The organism is Pseudarthrobacter sp. MDT3-1, assembly GCF_054510755.1.
Window position 1 is genome coordinate 26,321 of sequence record NZ_JBTNDX010000018.1, and the last position, 16,575, is coordinate 42,895.

General features: G+C 64.3%; 16 protein-coding genes. 6 read left to right on the forward strand and 10 right to left on the reverse strand.

The window, feature by feature from the left end; translation table 11 throughout:
* Nucleotides 1-54: 54 nt before the first annotated feature.
* The 3 genes from ACX80X_RS14395 to ACX80X_RS14405 are packed head-to-tail and all read right to left on the reverse strand — an operon-like array spanning nucleotide 55 to nucleotide 4,143.
* Nucleotides 55-2,376, reverse strand: coding sequence for an FdhF/YdeP family oxidoreductase (locus ACX80X_RS14395; protein WP_459312460.1), 2,322 nt, complete (start codon nucleotides 2,374-2,376; stop codon nucleotides 55-57).
* Nucleotides 2,377-2,422: 46 nt separating this feature from the next.
* Nucleotides 2,423-3,040 carry an MBL fold metallo-hydrolase gene (locus tag ACX80X_RS14400; RefSeq protein WP_459312462.1) on the reverse strand — a complete coding sequence of 206 codons (618 nt, stop codon included), beginning with the start codon at nucleotides 3,038-3,040 and terminating at the stop codon, nucleotides 2,423-2,425.
* Complete coding sequence (locus ACX80X_RS14405; protein WP_252609421.1) at nucleotides 3,037-4,143, reverse strand: S-(hydroxymethyl)mycothiol dehydrogenase; 1,107 nt, start codon at nucleotides 4,141-4,143, stop codon at nucleotides 3,037-3,039. The genes ACX80X_RS14400 and ACX80X_RS14405 overlap by 4 nt, the downstream gene beginning before the upstream one ends.
* Nucleotides 4,144-4,697: 554 nt before the next feature.
* Here ACX80X_RS14405 and ACX80X_RS14410 point away from each other — a divergent pair.
* The 3 genes from ACX80X_RS14410 (at nucleotide 4,698) to ACX80X_RS14420 (ending at nucleotide 8,306) form a co-directional block, all read left to right on the forward strand.
* Nucleotides 4,698-6,008 (forward strand): MFS transporter, encoded by a 1,311-nt coding sequence (locus ACX80X_RS14410; RefSeq protein WP_252602918.1) that lies wholly within the window; start codon nucleotides 4,698-4,700, stop codon nucleotides 6,006-6,008.
* A gap of 86 nt (nucleotides 6,009-6,094) precedes the next feature.
* Nucleotides 6,095-7,351: an aminopeptidase P family protein gene (locus ACX80X_RS14415; RefSeq protein ID WP_252602914.1), complete on the forward strand. Its 1,257-nt coding sequence runs from the start codon at nucleotides 6,095-6,097 to the stop codon at nucleotides 7,349-7,351.
* A 115-nt stretch (nucleotides 7,352-7,466) separates the two neighbouring features.
* A complete protein-coding gene (locus ACX80X_RS14420; protein ID WP_252602912.1) occupies nucleotides 7,467-8,306 on the forward strand; it encodes an IclR family transcriptional regulator in 840 nt (279 codons plus the stop codon).
* 125 nt (nucleotides 8,307-8,431) lie between these two features.
* Here ACX80X_RS14420 and ACX80X_RS14425 read toward each other — a convergent pair whose 3' ends face one another.
* From ACX80X_RS14425 to ACX80X_RS14445, 5 genes are all read right to left on the reverse strand, one after another.
* Complete coding sequence (locus ACX80X_RS14425; protein WP_252601835.1) at nucleotides 8,432-8,719, reverse strand: hypothetical protein; 288 nt, start codon at nucleotides 8,717-8,719, stop codon at nucleotides 8,432-8,434.
* Nucleotides 8,706-9,410 (reverse strand): GAF and ANTAR domain-containing protein, encoded by a 705-nt coding sequence (locus tag ACX80X_RS14430; RefSeq protein WP_459312464.1) that lies wholly within the window; start codon nucleotides 9,408-9,410, stop codon nucleotides 8,706-8,708. The genes ACX80X_RS14425 and ACX80X_RS14430 overlap by 14 nt, the downstream gene beginning before the upstream one ends.
* A 179-nt stretch (nucleotides 9,411-9,589) precedes the next feature.
* Nucleotides 9,590-10,372 (reverse strand): GAF and ANTAR domain-containing protein, encoded by a 783-nt coding sequence (locus ACX80X_RS14435; protein ID WP_252601840.1) that lies wholly within the window; start codon nucleotides 10,370-10,372, stop codon nucleotides 9,590-9,592.
* Nucleotides 10,356-10,628, reverse strand: a complete 273-nt coding sequence (locus ACX80X_RS14440) for a hypothetical protein (RefSeq protein ID WP_252601843.1) — start codon at nucleotides 10,626-10,628, stop codon at nucleotides 10,356-10,358. The genes ACX80X_RS14435 and ACX80X_RS14440 overlap by 17 nt, the downstream gene beginning before the upstream one ends.
* A complete protein-coding gene (locus ACX80X_RS14445) occupies nucleotides 10,625-11,356 on the reverse strand; it encodes a GAF and ANTAR domain-containing protein (protein WP_252601845.1) in 732 nt (243 codons plus the stop codon). Before ACX80X_RS14445 ends, ACX80X_RS14440 begins: the two co-directional genes overlap by 4 nt.
* 334 nt (nucleotides 11,357-11,690) lie before the next feature.
* Between ACX80X_RS14445 and ACX80X_RS14450 the strand changes: the two genes are divergently transcribed.
* The 3 genes from ACX80X_RS14450 (at nucleotide 11,691) to ACX80X_RS14460 (ending at nucleotide 14,369) form a co-directional block, all read left to right on the forward strand.
* A complete protein-coding gene (locus tag ACX80X_RS14450) occupies nucleotides 11,691-12,638 on the forward strand; it encodes an alpha/beta hydrolase (protein ID WP_459312467.1) in 948 nt (315 codons plus the stop codon).
* 118 nt (nucleotides 12,639-12,756) lie between these two features.
* On the forward strand, nucleotides 12,757-13,521 hold the full coding sequence (locus ACX80X_RS14455) for a FadR/GntR family transcriptional regulator (protein ID WP_374210048.1): 765 nt from the start codon (nucleotides 12,757-12,759) through the stop codon (nucleotides 13,519-13,521).
* An 80-nt stretch (nucleotides 13,522-13,601) separates the two neighbouring features.
* Nucleotides 13,602-14,369, forward strand: coding sequence for a glucosamine-6-phosphate deaminase (locus tag ACX80X_RS14460; RefSeq protein WP_252601847.1), 768 nt, complete (start codon nucleotides 13,602-13,604; stop codon nucleotides 14,367-14,369).
* Nucleotides 14,370-14,932: 563 nt separating this feature from the next.
* Here the strand turns inward: ACX80X_RS14460 and ACX80X_RS14465 are convergent.
* Together ACX80X_RS14465 and ACX80X_RS14470 are read right to left on the reverse strand one after the other, a co-directional pair.
* Nucleotides 14,933-15,496 carry a dihydrofolate reductase family protein gene (locus ACX80X_RS14465; protein WP_252601849.1) on the reverse strand — a complete coding sequence of 188 codons (564 nt, stop codon included), beginning with the start codon at nucleotides 15,494-15,496 and terminating at the stop codon, nucleotides 14,933-14,935.
* A 434-nt stretch (nucleotides 15,497-15,930) separates the two neighbouring features.
* Nucleotides 15,931-16,515 carry a hypothetical protein gene (locus ACX80X_RS14470; RefSeq protein WP_252601851.1) on the reverse strand — a complete coding sequence of 195 codons (585 nt, stop codon included), beginning with the start codon at nucleotides 16,513-16,515 and terminating at the stop codon, nucleotides 15,931-15,933.
* Nucleotides 16,516-16,575: the final 60 nt, after the last annotated feature.

Below are 16,575 nucleotides of genomic sequence, written 5' to 3' on the forward strand. Positions count from 1 at the left end.
AGCCAGTTTGAAGAAGTGGCCTGCTTGCCCAGGCCTGGGCAAGCAGGCCCGGGCTCAGCCGCCGGCGTGCGGCACGAAGCGGACGAACATTGCCTTGAAGCCGGGGGTGTTGGATTCCCTGGCGACGTTTTCCTTGTGGACCAGGGCGTTGGCTTCGGGGAAGTATGCGGCGGCGCAGCCCTTGGCTGTGGGGTAGGCGACCAGGCGGAACTTGTCCGCCTGCCGGTCGTGGCCGCGGAAGGTGCTGACGACGTCCACGAGGTCCCGGTCCTGGAAGCCGAGTTCTGCCAGGTCTTCGGGGTGGACCAGGATCACACGGCGGCCGCCCGAAATCCCCCGGTACCGGTCGTCGAGGCCGTAGAAGGTGGTGTTGTACTGGTCGTGGCTGCGGATGGTCTGGAGGACCAGGTGCCCGTCGGGCGGGGTGAGGTATTCGAGCGGGCTGACCGTGAAGCGGCCCCGGCCGATGTCGGTCTTGAACGAGCGGGTGTCCCGTGGCGGGTTGGGCAGTACAAAGCCGTTTTTGGTCCTGACCCGGGTGTTGAAGTCCTCGAACCCGGGCAGGACGCGGGAGATGTGGTCCCGGACCACGTCGTAGTCCCCGGCCATGGCCTTCCAGTCCACGAGGTGGTCCGGCCCGAAGGTCGCCTCGGCCATCCGCGCGACGATTACCGGTTCGGCGAGCAGGTGCTCGGAGACGGGCGCCAGCCTGCCCTGGGTGGAGTGGACCACGGACATGGAGTCCTCCACGGACAGGAACTGGGCGCCCTTGGGGTGCTTGTCGTCCTTATCGGTCCGGCCGAGGGTGGGCAGGATCAGCGACGTGCGCCCGTGGACCACGTGGGACCTGTTCGGCTTGGTGGAGACGTGTACGGTCAGGCCGATCCGCTGCATACCGGCTTCCAGCGCCTGCGTGTCGGAGCCGGCGAGTGAGAAGTTTCCGCCCATGGAGACGAAGACGTCGACGTCGTTGCGGTCGAAGGCTTCCATGGTTTCGACGGCGTCATAGCCGTGGGGGCGGGGCGAGTTGATCCCGAACTCGGTGTCGAGGGCGTCCAGGAGCCAGTCCTTGGGTTTTTCCCAGATGCCCATGGTCCGGTCGCCCTGGACGTTCGAGTGCCCGCGGACCGGGCAGGCCCCGGCGCCGGGCTTGCCGAAGTTGCCCTGCAGGAGCAGGACGTTGACCATTTCCTTGATGGTGTCCACCGAGTGCGGCTGCTGCGTGACGCCGAGGGCCCAGCAGAAGATCGTGGCCTTGGACCGGATCAGCATCCCGGCCACGGTTTCGATCTGTTCCCGGGGCAGGCCGGTGGCCTTTTCGGTTTCGGCCCAGTCCAGCTCCTCACGGGCGTCTCGGTAGGCGTCGAACCCGTCGGTTTGCGCGTCAACAAAGGAACGATCGACGACGGTGCCCGGGTTGCGTTCCTCCGCCGCCAGGAGCAGGTGGCCCAGTGCCTGGAACAGGGCCAGGTCTCCGCCGACCTTGATCTGCAGGTACTCATCGGCCAGCGGCGTTCCGCCGCCGACGACGCCGGAGACGGTCTGAGGGTCCTTGAAGTTGAACAGCCCGGCTTCCGGCAGCGGGTTGACGGCCACCACCTTGCCGCCCTTGTCCTTGCATTCCTTCAGGGCTGAGAGCATCCGGGGGTGGTTGGTGCCGGGGTTCTGCCCCACGACGAAGATGAGCTCGGAGTCGTGGATGTCCTCCAGGGACACGGTGCCCTTGCCGATGCCGATGGTCGGGTTCAGCGCCGAGCCGGAGGACTCGTGGCACATGTTCGAACAGTCGGGCAGGTTGTTGGTGCCCAGGGCCCGCGCGAACAGCTGATACATAAACGCCGTCTCGTTCGCGGTGCGGCCGGAGGTGTAGAAGACGCACCGGTCCGGGGTGGAGGCCCGAATGTGTTCGCCTACCAGTTCGAACGCTTCGGCCCAGGAGATCGGCGAATAGTGGGTCTCCCCTTCGCGGATCACCACCGGTTCGCTCAGCCGGCCCTGATTGCCGAGCCAGTACTCCGTTTTCCCCGAGAGTTCGGCGATGGAGTGCGTGGCCCAGAACTCGGCACCGACCGTGCGGAGGGTGTTCTCCTCAGCCACCGCCTTGGCACCGTTCTCGCAGAACTCGGCCGCTTTGCGCTTCGTGGCCGATTCCGGCCACGCACAGCCGGGGCAGTCGAACCCGCCCTGCTGGTTCAGCCGCAGCAGGGACTGCGCCGTCCGGGTCACCCCGGCCTGGGCCACCGCGCGTTCGAGGGCAACCATGACGGCCTTGACTCCGGCCGCTTCCGTTTTGGGCTTGTGGACTTCGAGGTTGTCCTCGCTGATGTCCTCAACGGGGGCGGGCTGCTTGCCGAACTTCACTGAACCGACCTTCATTGGACTGCTTTCACTGGATCACGTGGGTGTTACTGGGCTGGTCTCACTAGGCCAGCTGCGCCAGGGTCTCCTGTTCGGCCCCGATGGTGGTGTTGTCGCCATGGCCGGTGCGGACCACAGTCCCGGGCGGAAGGATGAGCAGGCGTTCCCGGATGGAGGCGAGGATCGTGGGGTAGTCGCTGAAGGACCTGCCAGTGGCGCCCGGACCGCCGTTGAACAACGTATCTCCCGTGAAGATCGTTGCTTCGCGCTCCAGCAGGAAACACGTGGAGCCGGGGGAGTGGCCGGGCGTGTGGATGGCCTTCATGCTGGCGCCGCCCACCGCGAACACCTCGCCGTCACTGATGCTGTGGTCTGGCTGCTGGTCCGGGTAGACCTGCTCCCAGAGCACCAGGTCGCCCGGGTGCAGGTAGATGGGCGCTTGCACGGCCTCGGCCACGGCACGCGCGGCGCCGATGTGGTCGTTGTGCGCGTGGGTCAGCAGGATGGCCAGGACCTTCCGGCCCCGGACCTGGCTGATGATTGCGGCGGCGTCGTGCGGGCAGTCGATGATCACGCATTCATCGTCGTTGCCCACGATCCAGACGTTGTTGTCCACGTCCCAGGTGCCGCCGTCGAGCGAAAAAGTGCCCGAGGTGACCAGGTTTTCGATGGTGACTTTCATGAGAGCTCCTTCAGGGACTGAATTTCAACCACCGAGCGCAGGACTTTGCCCTCGTGCATCTTGACGAAGGCTTCCTCCACCTGGTCAATGGTGATGCGCTCGGTGACGAAGGCGTCCAGGTCCAGGTTGCCCTGTTTGTAGTGCGCCACCAGCATCGGGAAGTCACGGGAGGGCAGGCAGTCGCCATACCAGGAGGACTTCAGCGAACCGCCGCGGCCAAAGACGTCCAGGAGGGGCAGCTCAAGCAACATGCCCGGCGTCGGGACGCCCACCAGCACCACACGGCCGGCGAGGTCGCGGGAGTAGAACGCCTGCTTGTACGTTTCAGGACGGCCGACGGCGTCAATCACCACGTCCGCTCCGTTGCCGTTCGTGAGGGCCCGGATGGCCTCGATGGGGTCTTCGGTGCTGGAGTCCACGCCGTGGGTGGCCCCGAGGGAGGTGGCCATGGCCACCTTGTTGGCGTCGATGTCCACGGCGATGATGGTGGTGGCTCCGGCCAGCTTGGCGCCGGCGATCGCGGCGATGCCTACCCCGCCGCAGCCGATCACCGCCACGGACTCGCCGCGCTTGACCTCGCCGGTGTTGATGGCCGCGCCGATGCCTGCCATCACGCCGCAGCCGAGCAGGCCGACGGCGGCGGCATCGGTGTCGTCGTCAATCTTGGTGCACTGCCCGGCGGCTACCAGGGTCTTTTCCGCGAAGGCGCCGATGCCCAGCGCCGGGGAGAGCTCCGTGCCGTCCTCGAGCGTCATCTTCTGCGTGGCGTTGTGCGTGTCGAAGCAGTACTGCGGCTGGCCCTTGGCACATGCCCTGCACTCACCGCAGACAGCGCGCCAGTTCAGGATCACGCGGTCGCCGGGAGACACCTCTGTGACGCCCGGACCCACGGCGCTGACCACACCGGTGGCCTCGTGGCCCAGAAGGATGGGGAAATCGTCGGTGATTCCGCCCTGCTTGTAGTGCAGGTCGGTGTGGCAGACCCCGCACGTGAGGATGTCCACCAGCGCCTCCCCCGGACCGGGGTCCGGGACCAGGATGGTCTCCACCGATACCGGGGCATTCTTTTCCTTGGCGATGACCGCCTTGACTCTGTGAACCATTAGCTGGTGTTCCTTTCCTGAGTCCAGGGACTCCTGGGCGACGGCGCTCCGGGCAATCCAGCCGGCCCGTCTGGTTCAAAGGGTTCTCATGCCGCAGCTCCGAGAGCCCCCAACCGCTGGTTGCCGACCTGACGTTATTGCGTATTACACAACACGGTGCACATAGCGCGTACTCGAAATATGTCAGCCGCCACGGAGGGTGTCAATAGATCCCTCGTGTGCTGCGTTCGTCCACAGTCCAAGTTGGGGTGTTGGACTCACGCCACTGTCGCAACATGATTTCATCCTATGCAACAGACCGCAATGTTCTCTCCTGCTGCGCGCTGCCGGGAAGTCAGACGCTGACCTTTCCGGGATCCATGTGCCGAGCCACAAAATAACCATTGACTGTGTTGCTCATCACGCTTAGTCTGTTGCAACAGCGTTGCGCTGATTGCAACCCCAAACAACTTGGTGGATACATGAGTAACGAAACTTCCTCTCCCGCTCGTGCGGGAAGCCCCGGCCCTCAACCACATGGTGTACATGACGGGCCCCGGGCCGGCCGCAGCACAATGAGCGGCCAGAATTTTGAACCGGCTGACAACGTGGTCAGCAAAGAAACACGCCGCAGAGTCATTGCGGCCAGCTTCATCGGCAACTTCGTAGAGTGGTTCGATTACGCCGTTTACGGCTATCTTGCCGTAACGATCGCGACAGTCTTTTTCCCTGAATCAGATCCCCAAACCGGGCTTCTGCTGACCTTCGCCCTGTTTGCGATTTCATTCCTGGTGCGCCCGCTCGGCGGGTTCGTCTGGGGCCACATCGGTGACAGGGTGGGCCGGCGGACAGCGCTGTCCCTCTCGATCTTGATCATGTCAGGAGCAACCTTCTGCATAGCCCTCATTCCGGGCTATGCCACGATCGGCATCTGGGCTCCCATCCTGCTTCTGGTCATCCGGGTAGCGCAGGGCTTCTCCGCTTCTGGTGAATATGCTGGAGCGTCGGCCTTCCTGGTCGAGTACGCTCCCGCCAACAAGCGCGGCCTATACGCCGCGGTTGTTCCCGCCAGTACCGCGGCCGGACTGCTCCTCGGCTCCCTGATTGCAGGCCTGTTGACAGTCCTTCTGAGTTCCGATGCCATGCAAAGCTGGGGTTGGCGCCTGCCGTTCCTGCTCGCAGCCCCGATGGGACTGATCGGCCGCTACATCCGGACCAAGCTCGAAGACACCCCGGTGTTCCGCGAGCTGGCAACGGAGGACCAGGCAATCAAGGCACCCGTGTCCAGCCTGTTCCGGAACCACTGGCGGCAGCTGCTGCAGGCCGTCGGAGCCGTGCTGCTCAACGCCGTCGGGTTCTACGTCATCCTCAGCTACATGCCCACCTATCTGTCCTCGGAACTGGGCCTTGGCGAAACCGAATCGTTCCTTGCGACGACCATCGCACTGGTTACGTACATCGGCTTTATCTTCCTGACCGGGATGCTTTCGGACCGTTACGGACGCAAGAAGGTGCTTATCAGTGCATCCATCGCATTCATTGTGCTGACCGTTCCCGCCTTCGCGCTGCTGGGAACCGGGAATTTCCTGGTCATCGTCCTGGTCCAGATCCTGCTGGGCGCGATGCTCACCCTCAATGACGGAACACTTCCCAGCTTCCTGGCCGAAATGTTCCCCACCCGCGTCCGCTACAGCGGCTTCGCGGTCAGCTTCAACCTCTCCAACGCGCTGTTCGGCGGTACCGCCCCGTTCATGGCCACGCTCCTGATCGCCGCCACCGCAAGCGATCTGGCCCCCGCCTGGTACCTCGTCGCTGCGGCTGTCATCTCGCTGATCGCCGTTTCACTGTCCAGGGAAACGTGCAAAGAACCGCTGCGCCACGAATAGCCCACCTCTTCCAACAGCTTCTCCCTTCAAGTAAATGCATCACCCAAATACGTCACGTAAATGCATCGCAGAAAGGCACCACCACAATGACCACCACAGCATCTGAAAACGCCACCTCCGTCGCCGAACTGGAGCGTCTGAAGGTCCTCAACAACGGCCAGAAGGTCTCCCTGACCTTCTCCGACGCCGAATTCGAGCGGCGCATTGCCGGTCTTCGCCGGATCATGGCCGAGAAGGACCTGGACGCCGTCGTCCTCACCAGCTACCACTCCATCAAGTACTACTCCGACTTCCTGTTCACCACCTTCGGCCGCTCCTACGGCATGGTGGTCACCAAGGATGACACCGTCACCGTCACAGCCAACATCGACGCCGGCATGCCCTGGCGCCGCAGCTACGGCGACAACCTGGTCTACACGGACTGGCGCCGGGACAACTACATCTTCGCCATCCAGGAAGTCCTGCGGACCCGCGGCATCAACCCGCGCCGCCTCGGCGTCGAGGACGACTCGCTGCCGCTGGACAACCGCAACAAGATCCAGGCCGCCTTCTCCGGCGCGACGCTCGTGGACGTGGCGCAGGCAGCGATGCGCCAGAGGATGATCAAGTCAGCGGAGGAAATCGAGGTCATCAAGCACGGTGCCCGGATCGGCGACCTCGGCGGCGAGGCCATCCGCAACGCCATCACGGCCGGCATCACGGAGTACGAGGTCGCCCTGATCGGCACCGAGGCGATGGTCCACGAGATCGCCAGGACGTTCCCCAACTCCGAAATCCGGGACACCTGGGTCTGGTTCCAGTCCGGCATCAACACGGACGGCGCCCACAACTGGGCCACAACCCGCAAGGTCCAGGAACACGACATCCTGTCCCTGAACTGTTTCCCCATGACCAGCGGGTACTACACGGCACTGGAGCGCACGCTGTTCTACGGCGAACCCGATGCCCGCTCCCTGGAACTGTGGAACATCAACGTGGAGGTCCACAAGCGCGGACTTGAGCTGATCAAACCCGGCGCCGTGTGCAAGGACATCGCCGCGGAGCTCAACGAGATCTACGTGGGCCACGGGCTCCTCGCCAACCGGACGTTCGGCTACGGACACTCCTTCGGTGTCCTCAGCCACTACTACGGCCGCGAAGCCGGGCTGGAGCTCCGCGAGGACATCGACACCGTGCTGGAGCCGGGCATGGTGGTTTCCATGGAGCCCATGATTACGGTCCTGGATGGCCAGCCGGGCGCCGGCGGCTACCGCGAGCACGACATCCTGGTGGTGGGCGAAGGCGGCGCCGAGAACATCACCAAGTTCCCGTTCGGCCCCGAGTACAACATCATCGGAGCTTAACCCCGGTGGTTGAGCCTGCCGAAACCCTGACAAGCTCAACCACGGCCCCGGGGAGCGGCGCCGTGTCTGACGCGGCGCCGCTTTCCGCTGACTATGCGCAATGATAGTGAGCATCATGACCACACCGGATTCCATTGACACCAACGGCAGCGACACCAACGGCAAGGGCGATACCAAGGGCGCCTCTGTCATCGTCAACGCCATCGCCGTCCTTCGATCATTCACGGCCGACGAGCCGTTGCTTGGCGTGACGGAGATCGCCAACCGGGTGGGCCTGCACAAGAGCACCGTGTCAAGGATCCTGGCAACCTTCGAACAGGAAAACCTCGTGGAACGCGATGCGGACACGCGCCGTTTCCGGCTCGGACTGGGCCTGATCGCCGTCGCCGGTCCGTTGCTGGCCGAACTGGAGGAGCGGCGTGTCGCCTATCCCGTCCTGCGCGAACTCACGGAACTGACGGGCGAAACCAGTGCCTTGATGATGTGGGAGGGCAACGAGTCGATCTGCGTGGAGCAGATTGCCAGCCGCCACCAGATCAAGCACACTGCGCCGCTGGGGGCCCGCTACAGCGACGCGTTGAGTTCCTCGGTTCAGGTGTTCCTTGGAATCCAACCGGAGGAGAGGGTGCGTGCCCTCCTGCGCAGCGGAGCAATTACCTACCCCGGGCTGGACGAGGCCTCCCTTGAGGACTATCTGCTCCGCCTTAAGGACGACTCCCGCCGCGGGTGGGCTATCAACTACGGCGAGTCCTCCTTGGATGAAGTCGGCGTCGCCGCCCCCGTCTACGATCACCGCGGCGACCTTGTGGCAGCAGTCCTCATCCCGGCCCCGCGGTTCCGGGTCTCCAAGGAGCGCCTGCAGAGCCTCGGCGAATCCTGCAGGGCAGCGGCGGACAAAGTCACCGCACGGCTGGGCGGCAAGGCACCCGGCACCATCAAACGCTCTCTCACTTAACGCAGGAAAATCACCAACGCTCTCTCACTTGCCTCAAGAAAGCGAGAGAGCGTTCGGCGAAAAGTGGCATCAAGTGAGAGAGCGTTCGGCGAAAAGTGGCATTAAGTGAGAGAGCGTTTGGCCCGCTAGGGATCCTCGGGGCGGGATGGATCCCCAGACCCAAGCTCGTCCGAATAGGGCGCGCGGGGGCCGGCGTGGTCATTGAACAGTTCGTTTGCCGCCATGGCCAGGAGGTCCCGTTGCAGTTCGGGGAGCGAGAGAAGCCCCTGCAGGTAGGCCTCCACTTCATACTCACCGACCGAACCGCCGATGCCGAAGTAGTAAAGCCACAGGTCACCCGTGCTGACTTGTGCTGCTGCCAGTGCTGCTTGGAGCCTGCGGCGTTGCTCCCATTCGCTGCTATCGAAGCCCATCACTACTGCCTCTGCGCGGGTCGGAGGCCACCCCGGCCAGGACAATGGCGCTGACTTCCATAAGCGTGCTGCGCGTCGCGCGGGCCTGCCGCATCAGCTGCTGCAGGGCGGCGTCCTCGGTGATGGTGTGGCGCTCCATGAGGATTCCGCAGGCCCGGTTAATCAGGTCCCTGCTGTAGAGAGCCGATTGAAGGCTGTCACTGATGCGTTCCGGAGTTTCGGCAGTCTGGATATGCGACAGAAGGGTGGCCGCGGGGGAGGCAAAAAGCTCCATGAGGGCAGCGGTGGCATCTTCAAAGGCGCCGGGGGAGGCGGCGTAAATCTTCATTGCACCTATGGCCTGCCCGTCGGCGATCAGCGGGGTGCTGATCACTGAGCGGATTGGCAAGTCAACGACGGCGGCGCTCCAGTTTGGCCAGCGGGCTTCAGTTGCAACGTCATGGATGAGGATGCTCTCTTGGGTGGCCCAGGCTGTCAGGCAGGGCCCCTGGACCAGTTCATACTGAAGGGCGTCGGCGCGTTCCACCACGCTGTCGGTAGATCCGGAGCTGACCGGGCGGGCATGGGGATCAAGCATTGAGACACCTGCCCCAAGAGTCCCCGGGATGGAATCCCTGACGGCGCGGGAGAGATGCTGGACGGCGTGGTCCACTTTTTCTTCCGTGAGGAGCAGCCCCATAATCCTGCCCAAGGCAGTGGATAGTTCATCCAGGGGATACTTCTTGATCCTGCTTTTTGCCTCCGGCCATTCTGCGTGACCGGCCTCCGGCGTGCCGGATGAGCCTGTTTGTGACCGTTCAGCGCTTCAGGTAAAGCCTAACGTGCGCGGTGGGCTGCGGACCCGGACCTGCACGAATACCGGCTTTGTGGCTATTCATCGTAAGTGGTGGGAAACACCCGTTCGCCGGCAATTCCAGAAATGATGCCGGCGGCCACCTCCTTTAGCTTCATATTGCGGTGACTCGACGCATTGACCAATATCTGGAATGCCGCATCGCGGCTGCACCGGCTCTGCGCCATGATGACCCCAATGGCCGTGTCAATGACGGTGCGGGACTTCAGGGCGGCGGCGAGGTCGTCACGGGCGTCGCGCAGCTGTGCGATGTTCAGGGCGAGGTCCAGCGCCTTGGCGGCGATGCCCGTCAGGCCAACAGCCGCATCCATCCCGTGATGCGGGAAGCCATCCGTGTTGGGGGAGTAGAGGTTTACCACAGCCTGCGAAGGAGCCTGCAGATGCATTGGGACCGCCAGGATGGAGCCGATGCCCGTCTTGCGGGCTTCCTGGTTATATTTCGGCCACCGGACATCGGCGTCCAGATCCGGGACATGGACCATGGATTTTGTCCGGAGGGCTGTCAGGCAAGGTCCATGGCCGATGCTGTTTTGCAGTTCGTCCAGGTTCCGGGCGAGTGTATCGCTGCTGGCCACAGCGACGGGCCGCTTTTGCCGGACCACCGTGATCCCGCAGGACAAGTGGTTCCCGGGCTGTGACAGCTGCGTGGCAAAAATCGCGGCGGTGGCGGCCAGGAATTCACGGACGTCGGAGCTTGCCAGGACGAGGTCCTGCAGGTGGAGCACAAACTCGTGCAGGCCCGCGCCGGCACGTCCAACTTTGCCGGATTGGGGTTCTCGGATATCAAAGTCCTGAGACATGTGCACTTCCCGGTCCGTCCGCCGTGATCTCCTTGATGGCGGTCTGGATGAGATCCATCTGCAGCGGGGCCAATTCCACCAGCTCGTGCAGATAGGCGTCCACCCCGAGCTGATCGACGTTTCCGCCGATCCCGTAATAGTAGGTCCATAGCGCCGGGAGGCTGATGTTCCCGCTCTGGAACTGGACGGCTGCAAACTTGCGCTGGGCCGCCTCGAAGGCAGGCTGGGGGGTGCCCAATCCGCCGTCGTCCATCATTTCTCCCCGCCTCCGGTGATGACGGGGATATCTGAGGCGTGGTGCAGGATGTCCCCGGCAATGTCATGCAGCCGGCGGTTGCTGCTGCGGGAGGCAAGGTGCAGGAGCTTGACGGCGGTTTCATGGCTGCAGCGGTTCTGCACCATGATCAGGGCCACGGCCGAGTCCACAACGGCCCGGGACCGCAGCGCCGACCTCAAATGCTCCGGGTAGGGGTCCGAAGGGTGCACGCGGATTGCCAAGCGCAGGATCCGGGACAGCGATGCAGCGTGCTCCTCGATGGCGGTCACCGTGTCCGGGGCAAACGTATTCAGCTGGGTTGAGTAGCAGTTCAGGGCGGAGCGGGAACCGTTGTCGGTGGGGATGGGGACGGCCAGGATTGTCCGGATGCCTTCGTCTGCGACCGCCCCGGCATACCAGGCCCAACTCTCGTCCGCCTGAAGATCACGGATAAGGACTGTGCGCTGCTCCCGCAGCGCCGTCAGGCAGGGACCGTTGTCGAGTGCGTACTGGCGTTCGTCCAGGCTCCGGGCGGTCTCCGTGCTGCTGGCTACCGTCACGGGCCCGGTCTCCCGTTCCACCGTGATGGCACACAGCAGGGGCGTCTCCCCGCCCAGCAAGGACGCGGAAATCGCTGTCAGTCCCAAGAGGAATTCGGTGAAGCCCGGACTTTCAAGGAGTAGGTCCTGCAATTGCTCCGCCGTCGGCAGAGCATCATTCTCGGCCATGCGGCCTCAATTCCAAGCATCGCCGGGGTCACACGACCCGGCTGGCGGCTGTGCGCTCTCTTCGCGCGCGGCCCGTATATTCAACCCCGGACCTATATGCCACCCCCGAAATCTCCTACTACCGACACTACGCCCTTCCCGGGCGGCCGCCGGTGGTCCGGCGACGTATTAGTACCCGGGAGCGCCACGGAGCGCCCGCAGGAAACGCACGACGGCGGCTGTTGCGTCCCGGTAGTCCCTCCAGGTCATCCCGAGGATGGAATTCACGGGCACAAATCTACCGGTTTCCTGCTCGGCGACTTTGCCGGGAGGCACCACGCTGTAGGCTCGGCACATGGCTGATCTGCGGCGTCGGACGTTTGTCTTTCGCACGCTGGTTGGTGCGGCTGCCGCGGCGGCCGTTGGAATTCTCGGCGCCGCGTGTTCGCCCGGCGCCGAGCGGGACGGTACCGCCGGTGGCGGTGCCAAGGGGGATGCAGTGAAGCGGCACAAGTACCAGTACGGCGAGGACGCCAGCCAATGGGGCGAGCTTTTCCTGCCGGAGCTGCCGGCCGGCGCCGAGCACCGCGGCGTGGTGGTGGTGATCCATGGCGGCTACTGGCGCTCGCAGTATGGCGCAGAGCTGGGGGAGCCCATCGCCAAGGACCTGGCCGCCCATGGCATGGCCGCCTGGAACCTTGAATACCGCCGGGCCGGAAACGGCGGCGGCTGGCCAAACACCTTCACTGACGTGCTGACCGGTATCGACAAGCTGGGCGACCTCGCGGCCAAGCATGCCCTGAACCTGGGTCCGGTGGTGGCGCTGGGCCATTCAGCCGGCGGGCATCTGGCCGCCTGGGCTGCCGGCCGGGGGAAGCTTACCCAGCTGGGAATGCCGGATGCTGACCGCCAGGTGCCCCGCACCTCAGATGCCTCCGCGGTGCACCTCACCGGCGTGGTCAGCCAGTCCGGCTTGCTCAACCTGGCCGAGGCGGAGAAGCTGAACCTCAGCAACGGTGCGGTGAGCAACCTCCTGGGCGGGTCGTCGTCGAAATATCCGCACCGCTACAGGTACGCCGACCCCATGACCGCCCTTCCGCTGGCCGTGCCGGTCATCGCTGTCCATGGGTCCGAGGACACCACCGTTCCCTTGGGCCAGTCCGAGTCCTATGTGAACGCTGGAACCACGGCAAACATGGAGACCCGGCTGGTCAGGGTTCCCGGGGACCATTACGCCCTGATCGACCCCAAAACGCCTGGTTACCGGGCGTGCCGCGAGCTTGTTCGGTCCCTTTTGGGTTAGATTCGGCGCTCCTGGGTTAGATTCGGTCCCTGAGGGTTGGAACTGCTCAAAAAATACGTTCCCAATATCTAGACATTGGACGTCCCATCTCCTGTACCCTTTAGATGTAGGACAAGTCGTGACCCCTAAGCGCGGCAAGGAGGAGACCCACGTGGCCATCGCATCGCAAGAAGTATCGCCCGCCCGTTTCAGTGCGCAGCTCCGTTCGCATGCCCTGCAGACGCGGATCATGGACCTCATTCTGGACCGCGGCCTGGACGTCGGTGACGCGCTGCCCACCGAAAGTGAGCTCTCCGCCGAGCTCGGCGTGGGCCGCAACACCGTCCGCGAGTCCCTGAAAGTACTCCAGGCACTGGGCGTCATTGAGATCCGGCATGGCTTTGGCATGTTCGTTGCACCCAACAACTTCAGCGCCCTGGTGTCCGGCCTGACGTTCCGCGGCCGGCTGTCCCTCCGCCACAAGGGCGAGGAAGCCATGGAGCTCATCGATGTGCGCCAGGCCCTCGAGTCCGGGCTGATCGGACCGGCCATTGACCTGCTCACCGACGAGCACGTGGCTGACCTGCGCTCCACCATGGAAGCCATGGAGGACGCGGCCAAGAAGGGGGAGCCGCTGCATGAGCACGACGCCGAATTCCACCGCCGCCTGTACGCCCCCCTGAACAATGAGCTGCTGATCAACCTCATGGATGTGTTCTGGCAGGTTTACCGCAAGATCCACCTGGCCATCGGTACCGGCCCGGTCAACCTTGAGCAGCAGACGCAGGACCACTGGGACATCTTCGAGGCCGTGGCCAACAAGGACAAGGCTCTTGCGTCCGAACGCCTGCAACGCCACTTTGACGGCATCCGCCTGAAACTCAAGGATGTCGCGGCCGCCTAGCCTGTTTCCCTCCGCCTTTCCTTCGCCGCCTGCGCCCGGGCGGATTTAGCCCTGCCCTTTTCGTAGAGAGTGCCTTTGCCGTGGAAATTTTCGTTGTGCCTACCGCCTCAGCTACCGGTTCCGTCGCCGCCGGGATCCTCGCTGCCGTTATCCGCAGCAAGCCCGACGCCGTCCTGGGTGTGGCCACGGGCGGATCGCCGCTGCCCATCTACGCGGCGCTCGCCAACCATCGGCTGGACATGTCCTCCGTCCGGGCCTTCGCCCTCGACGAGTACGTGGGCCTGCCCGCCGGACACCCCGAAAGCTACGCCGAAGTTGTCCGGCGCGAAGTGACTGAGCGGCTGCATCTGGATCCTGCCAACGTTGCCGTGCCGGACGGAAGCGCCGCGGGCCCCGAGGCCGCAGCCGCTGTCTACGACGCCGCCATTGCCGGAGATGGCTGCATCGATGTGCAGATCCTCGGCATCGGCCACAACGGCCACCTGGCCTTCAACGAGCCCGGCTCCGCCCTGGACTCCCGGACCCGCGTGGAAGTCCTCACGGAACGCACCCGCGAGGCGAACGCCCGCCACTTCAGCACGCCGGAAGAAGTGCCGCTCCGCTGCATCACGCAGGGCCTGGGCACCATCCTGGAAGCCCGCCACCTCCTGCTGGTGGTCAACGGCGCGGACAAAGCCGGCATCCTGGCCGCCGCCCTCAACGGGCCCGTCACTGCTGACTGCCCGGGGTCGGTCCTGCAGCTGCACCCGCACGTGACGGTGGTGGCTGACGAAGCCGCAGCCTCGCAGCTGGCGCAGGGGAGCGGGCAGGTCGCCGTGCGCGTGTCCGGGGCGGCCGCCAGCGTCTAGGCCGCGGGCTGTCTGCCATTCGTACTGCGGATCTGATGTCTCAGGAGTGTGCCGTATAGGGCCCCTTCGCCGGGCATTCTTGCGGGCGGGTCTTACGGCAATCGACAGGCCCCGGAAACGCGGCGATCGTGATCCGGAAGATCTTGGGTGGCGCTTGGGCCGGTGAAGGACCGGCTTACGGGCAGAGCTGCCTGCTGGTGCTTCAGCGTGGCGGCCACGTCATCGAAAGGGATCACTGTGGTGCTGCTCGCGGCGGCGGAGCTAGTGTGCGGACAGGCAGGTTTCCTCGCGTGGGTCGCACAATCCGGTGTCGTTCGAGGGTTCAACATCGGCGCCGCGCTACGGTGCGGAATCTGTTGATCTACGAGTCCCGGCGGGAGTTGGCGCGTTTGCTGTTCGCGGACTTCAAGATGTGTCGGTGCGCCATGTTGTGGCGCAACCGTTTCTGTGGAAGGTTGAGGTCGCCGGGGCTGTGCACAAGCGCATTCCGGACTATCTGCTGGCCACCGACGTGGGGCCGCTGGTGGTGGATGTACTTCCCCGACCGCGCGGAGGAATCGCGCTCAGCGCCTCGTCTCGTACCTGGTCAGGACCACCCCGCCGGGAAACGTCCGCGTCTCCACCAGGTTCAGGTTCACCCAGCTATCCAGCGCGGTGAAGAACGGCGTGCCGCCGCCCACCAGGACCGGATGGGTCACGATCGTGTACTCGTCGATCAGCCCGGCCCGCATGGCCGCCCCGGCGAGCGTTGCACCACCGACCCTCATCGGCTCGCCGTCCTCAGCCTTGAGCCGGGTGATCTCCGCGACCGCGTCGCCGGTGACCAAGCGGGCGTTCCAGTCGACCTTGTCGATCGTCGAGGAGAACACCACCTTCGGCGTGTCCCGCCAGTTCCGCGCGAACTGGATCTGCGCCGGGGTGGCATTGGGCTGCTGGTCGCCGGTCGGCCAGTGGGAACTCATGGCCTCCCACAGCTTGCGCCCATACAGCAACAGGCCGATCGCCCGCTCCTGATCGAGCCACCACTGAAACAGCTCGTCGCTCGGCCCGCTCCACCCGAGGTCGTCGCCGGGCGCGGCGACGTAGCCATCCAGTGTCAGGTTCATGCCGTAGATCAGTTTCCGCATCACGCCATGCCTTCCGTCAGTCGGTCTCCATAGCATAGACCGGCGCGGCGCGGGAAACTCATCGGTGCGGCCGAGGCTAGGAGTACGCCGAAGATAACGATGATGACGTTCATTGGCAGTGCTTCTTGTAGTAGTTGAGGGCGTCATGGAACTCTGTCGTCCCGCACATGATCAGCAGCATCCTGTCCCTCATGGCGCCATCGTGTCTGCCAATGATCTGGATGCCATAGCCTTCGGTCCTCGTTTCAACTGAGCTGTCCGGTGAAGGTTCCCCCAACGGAACCCGAGCCCCACACCCAGAGTTGGTGCAGACGACTTCCGAAACTGACGATCCCGATCAGTGGGGTGTCCCGCCTGGGCTGTGCCATTCCAAGGAATTGAGACGCCAAGTAGAGCGGCGCGAAGCGCGGTTGGGCTTCGGCTGGGTGGATCCGCTAGTCGGAAGGGGTCTCCCTGGTTATCAGTCGTGGTTCGGCGTGGGCCTTGGCTGTGGGCGGTCCCTGCCACATTTTGATGAAGCGTGGCAGGGTTTTGCCTCGCTCTGATTCGGAGGACAAGACAGACACCGGGGAAGGTGGTTCCTTCCAGAGCTGGATCAGGTGCCGTTCGACGGGTGATTCCACGACCAAGTCGAAGGCTGTGTCCCGGCCCGTCGCATGAAGGCGGGCGCGGTAGCTGCCCTTTTCATTGCCCGTAATGGTCCCGACATCCTTCATCTCCCAGCCTGTGGGTGGGTTGAAGTACGCTCGGCCCTCCGGGAGCATCAGGGACACCTCGTGGATGTCTTCCCATCCTGGCGCGGTGCCCTCAGGTCTTGCCCCGAGGACCTCCACCGTCAAGGCAATGGGCCCTGAATGCACTCCGGTGGAAACCAACGGAACCATCAGCGGAGTTTCCTGCCCCTCGCCGCTCATCGCCGCCTGCAGGGCAGCTACAGGGTCTGCCGGCGGAAAGGGCGCCACGACGAAGTCCACGGCATGGCCCGATGCATTGATGACGAAAGATGCCGATTCGATCACAGGCCCTGCCTCTCAAGCAATATCGAAGGCTTGACCTCGATTACCCGTAGTGGAACATAG

What these genes read in the sequence shown, in the direction of transcription:
- ACX80X_RS14445 (WP_252601845.1), bottom strand. Translation starts at nt 11,356, where the DNA reads ATGGCCGAGAATGATGCTCTGCCGACGGCGGAGCAATTGCAGGACCTA.
- ACX80X_RS14410 (WP_252602918.1), top strand. Translation starts at nt 4,698, where the DNA reads ATGAGCGGCCAGAATTTTGAACCGGCTGACAACGTGGTCAGCAAAGAA.
- ACX80X_RS14400 (WP_459312462.1), bottom strand. Translation starts at nt 3,040, where the DNA reads ATGAAAGTCACCATCGAAAACCTGGTCACCTCGGGCACTTTTTCGCTC.
- ACX80X_RS14450 (WP_459312467.1), top strand. Translation starts at nt 11,691, where the DNA reads ATGGCTGATCTGCGGCGTCGGACGTTTGTCTTTCGCACGCTGGTTGGT.
- ACX80X_RS14415 (WP_252602914.1), top strand. Translation starts at nt 6,095, where the DNA reads ATGACCACCACAGCATCTGAAAACGCCACCTCCGTCGCCGAACTGGAG.
- ACX80X_RS14440 (WP_252601843.1), bottom strand. Translation starts at nt 10,628, where the DNA reads ATGATGGACGACGGCGGATTGGGCACCCCCCAGCCTGCCTTCGAGGCG.
- ACX80X_RS14420 (WP_252602912.1), top strand. Translation starts at nt 7,467, where the DNA reads ATGACCACACCGGATTCCATTGACACCAACGGCAGCGACACCAACGGC.
- ACX80X_RS14425 (WP_252601835.1), bottom strand. Translation starts at nt 8,719, where the DNA reads ATGGGCTTCGATAGCAGCGAATGGGAGCAACGCCGCAGGCTCCAAGCA.
- ACX80X_RS14405 (WP_252609421.1), bottom strand. Translation starts at nt 4,143, where the DNA reads ATGGTTCACAGAGTCAAGGCGGTCATCGCCAAGGAAAAGAATGCCCCG.
- ACX80X_RS14435 (WP_252601840.1), bottom strand. Translation starts at nt 10,372, where the DNA reads ATGTCTCAGGACTTTGATATCCGAGAACCCCAATCCGGCAAAGTTGGA.
- ACX80X_RS14465 (WP_252601849.1), bottom strand. Translation starts at nt 15,496, where the DNA reads ATGCGGAAACTGATCTACGGCATGAACCTGACACTGGATGGCTACGTC.
- ACX80X_RS14395 (WP_459312460.1), bottom strand. Translation starts at nt 2,376, where the DNA reads ATGAAGGTCGGTTCAGTGAAGTTCGGCAAGCAGCCCGCCCCCGTTGAG.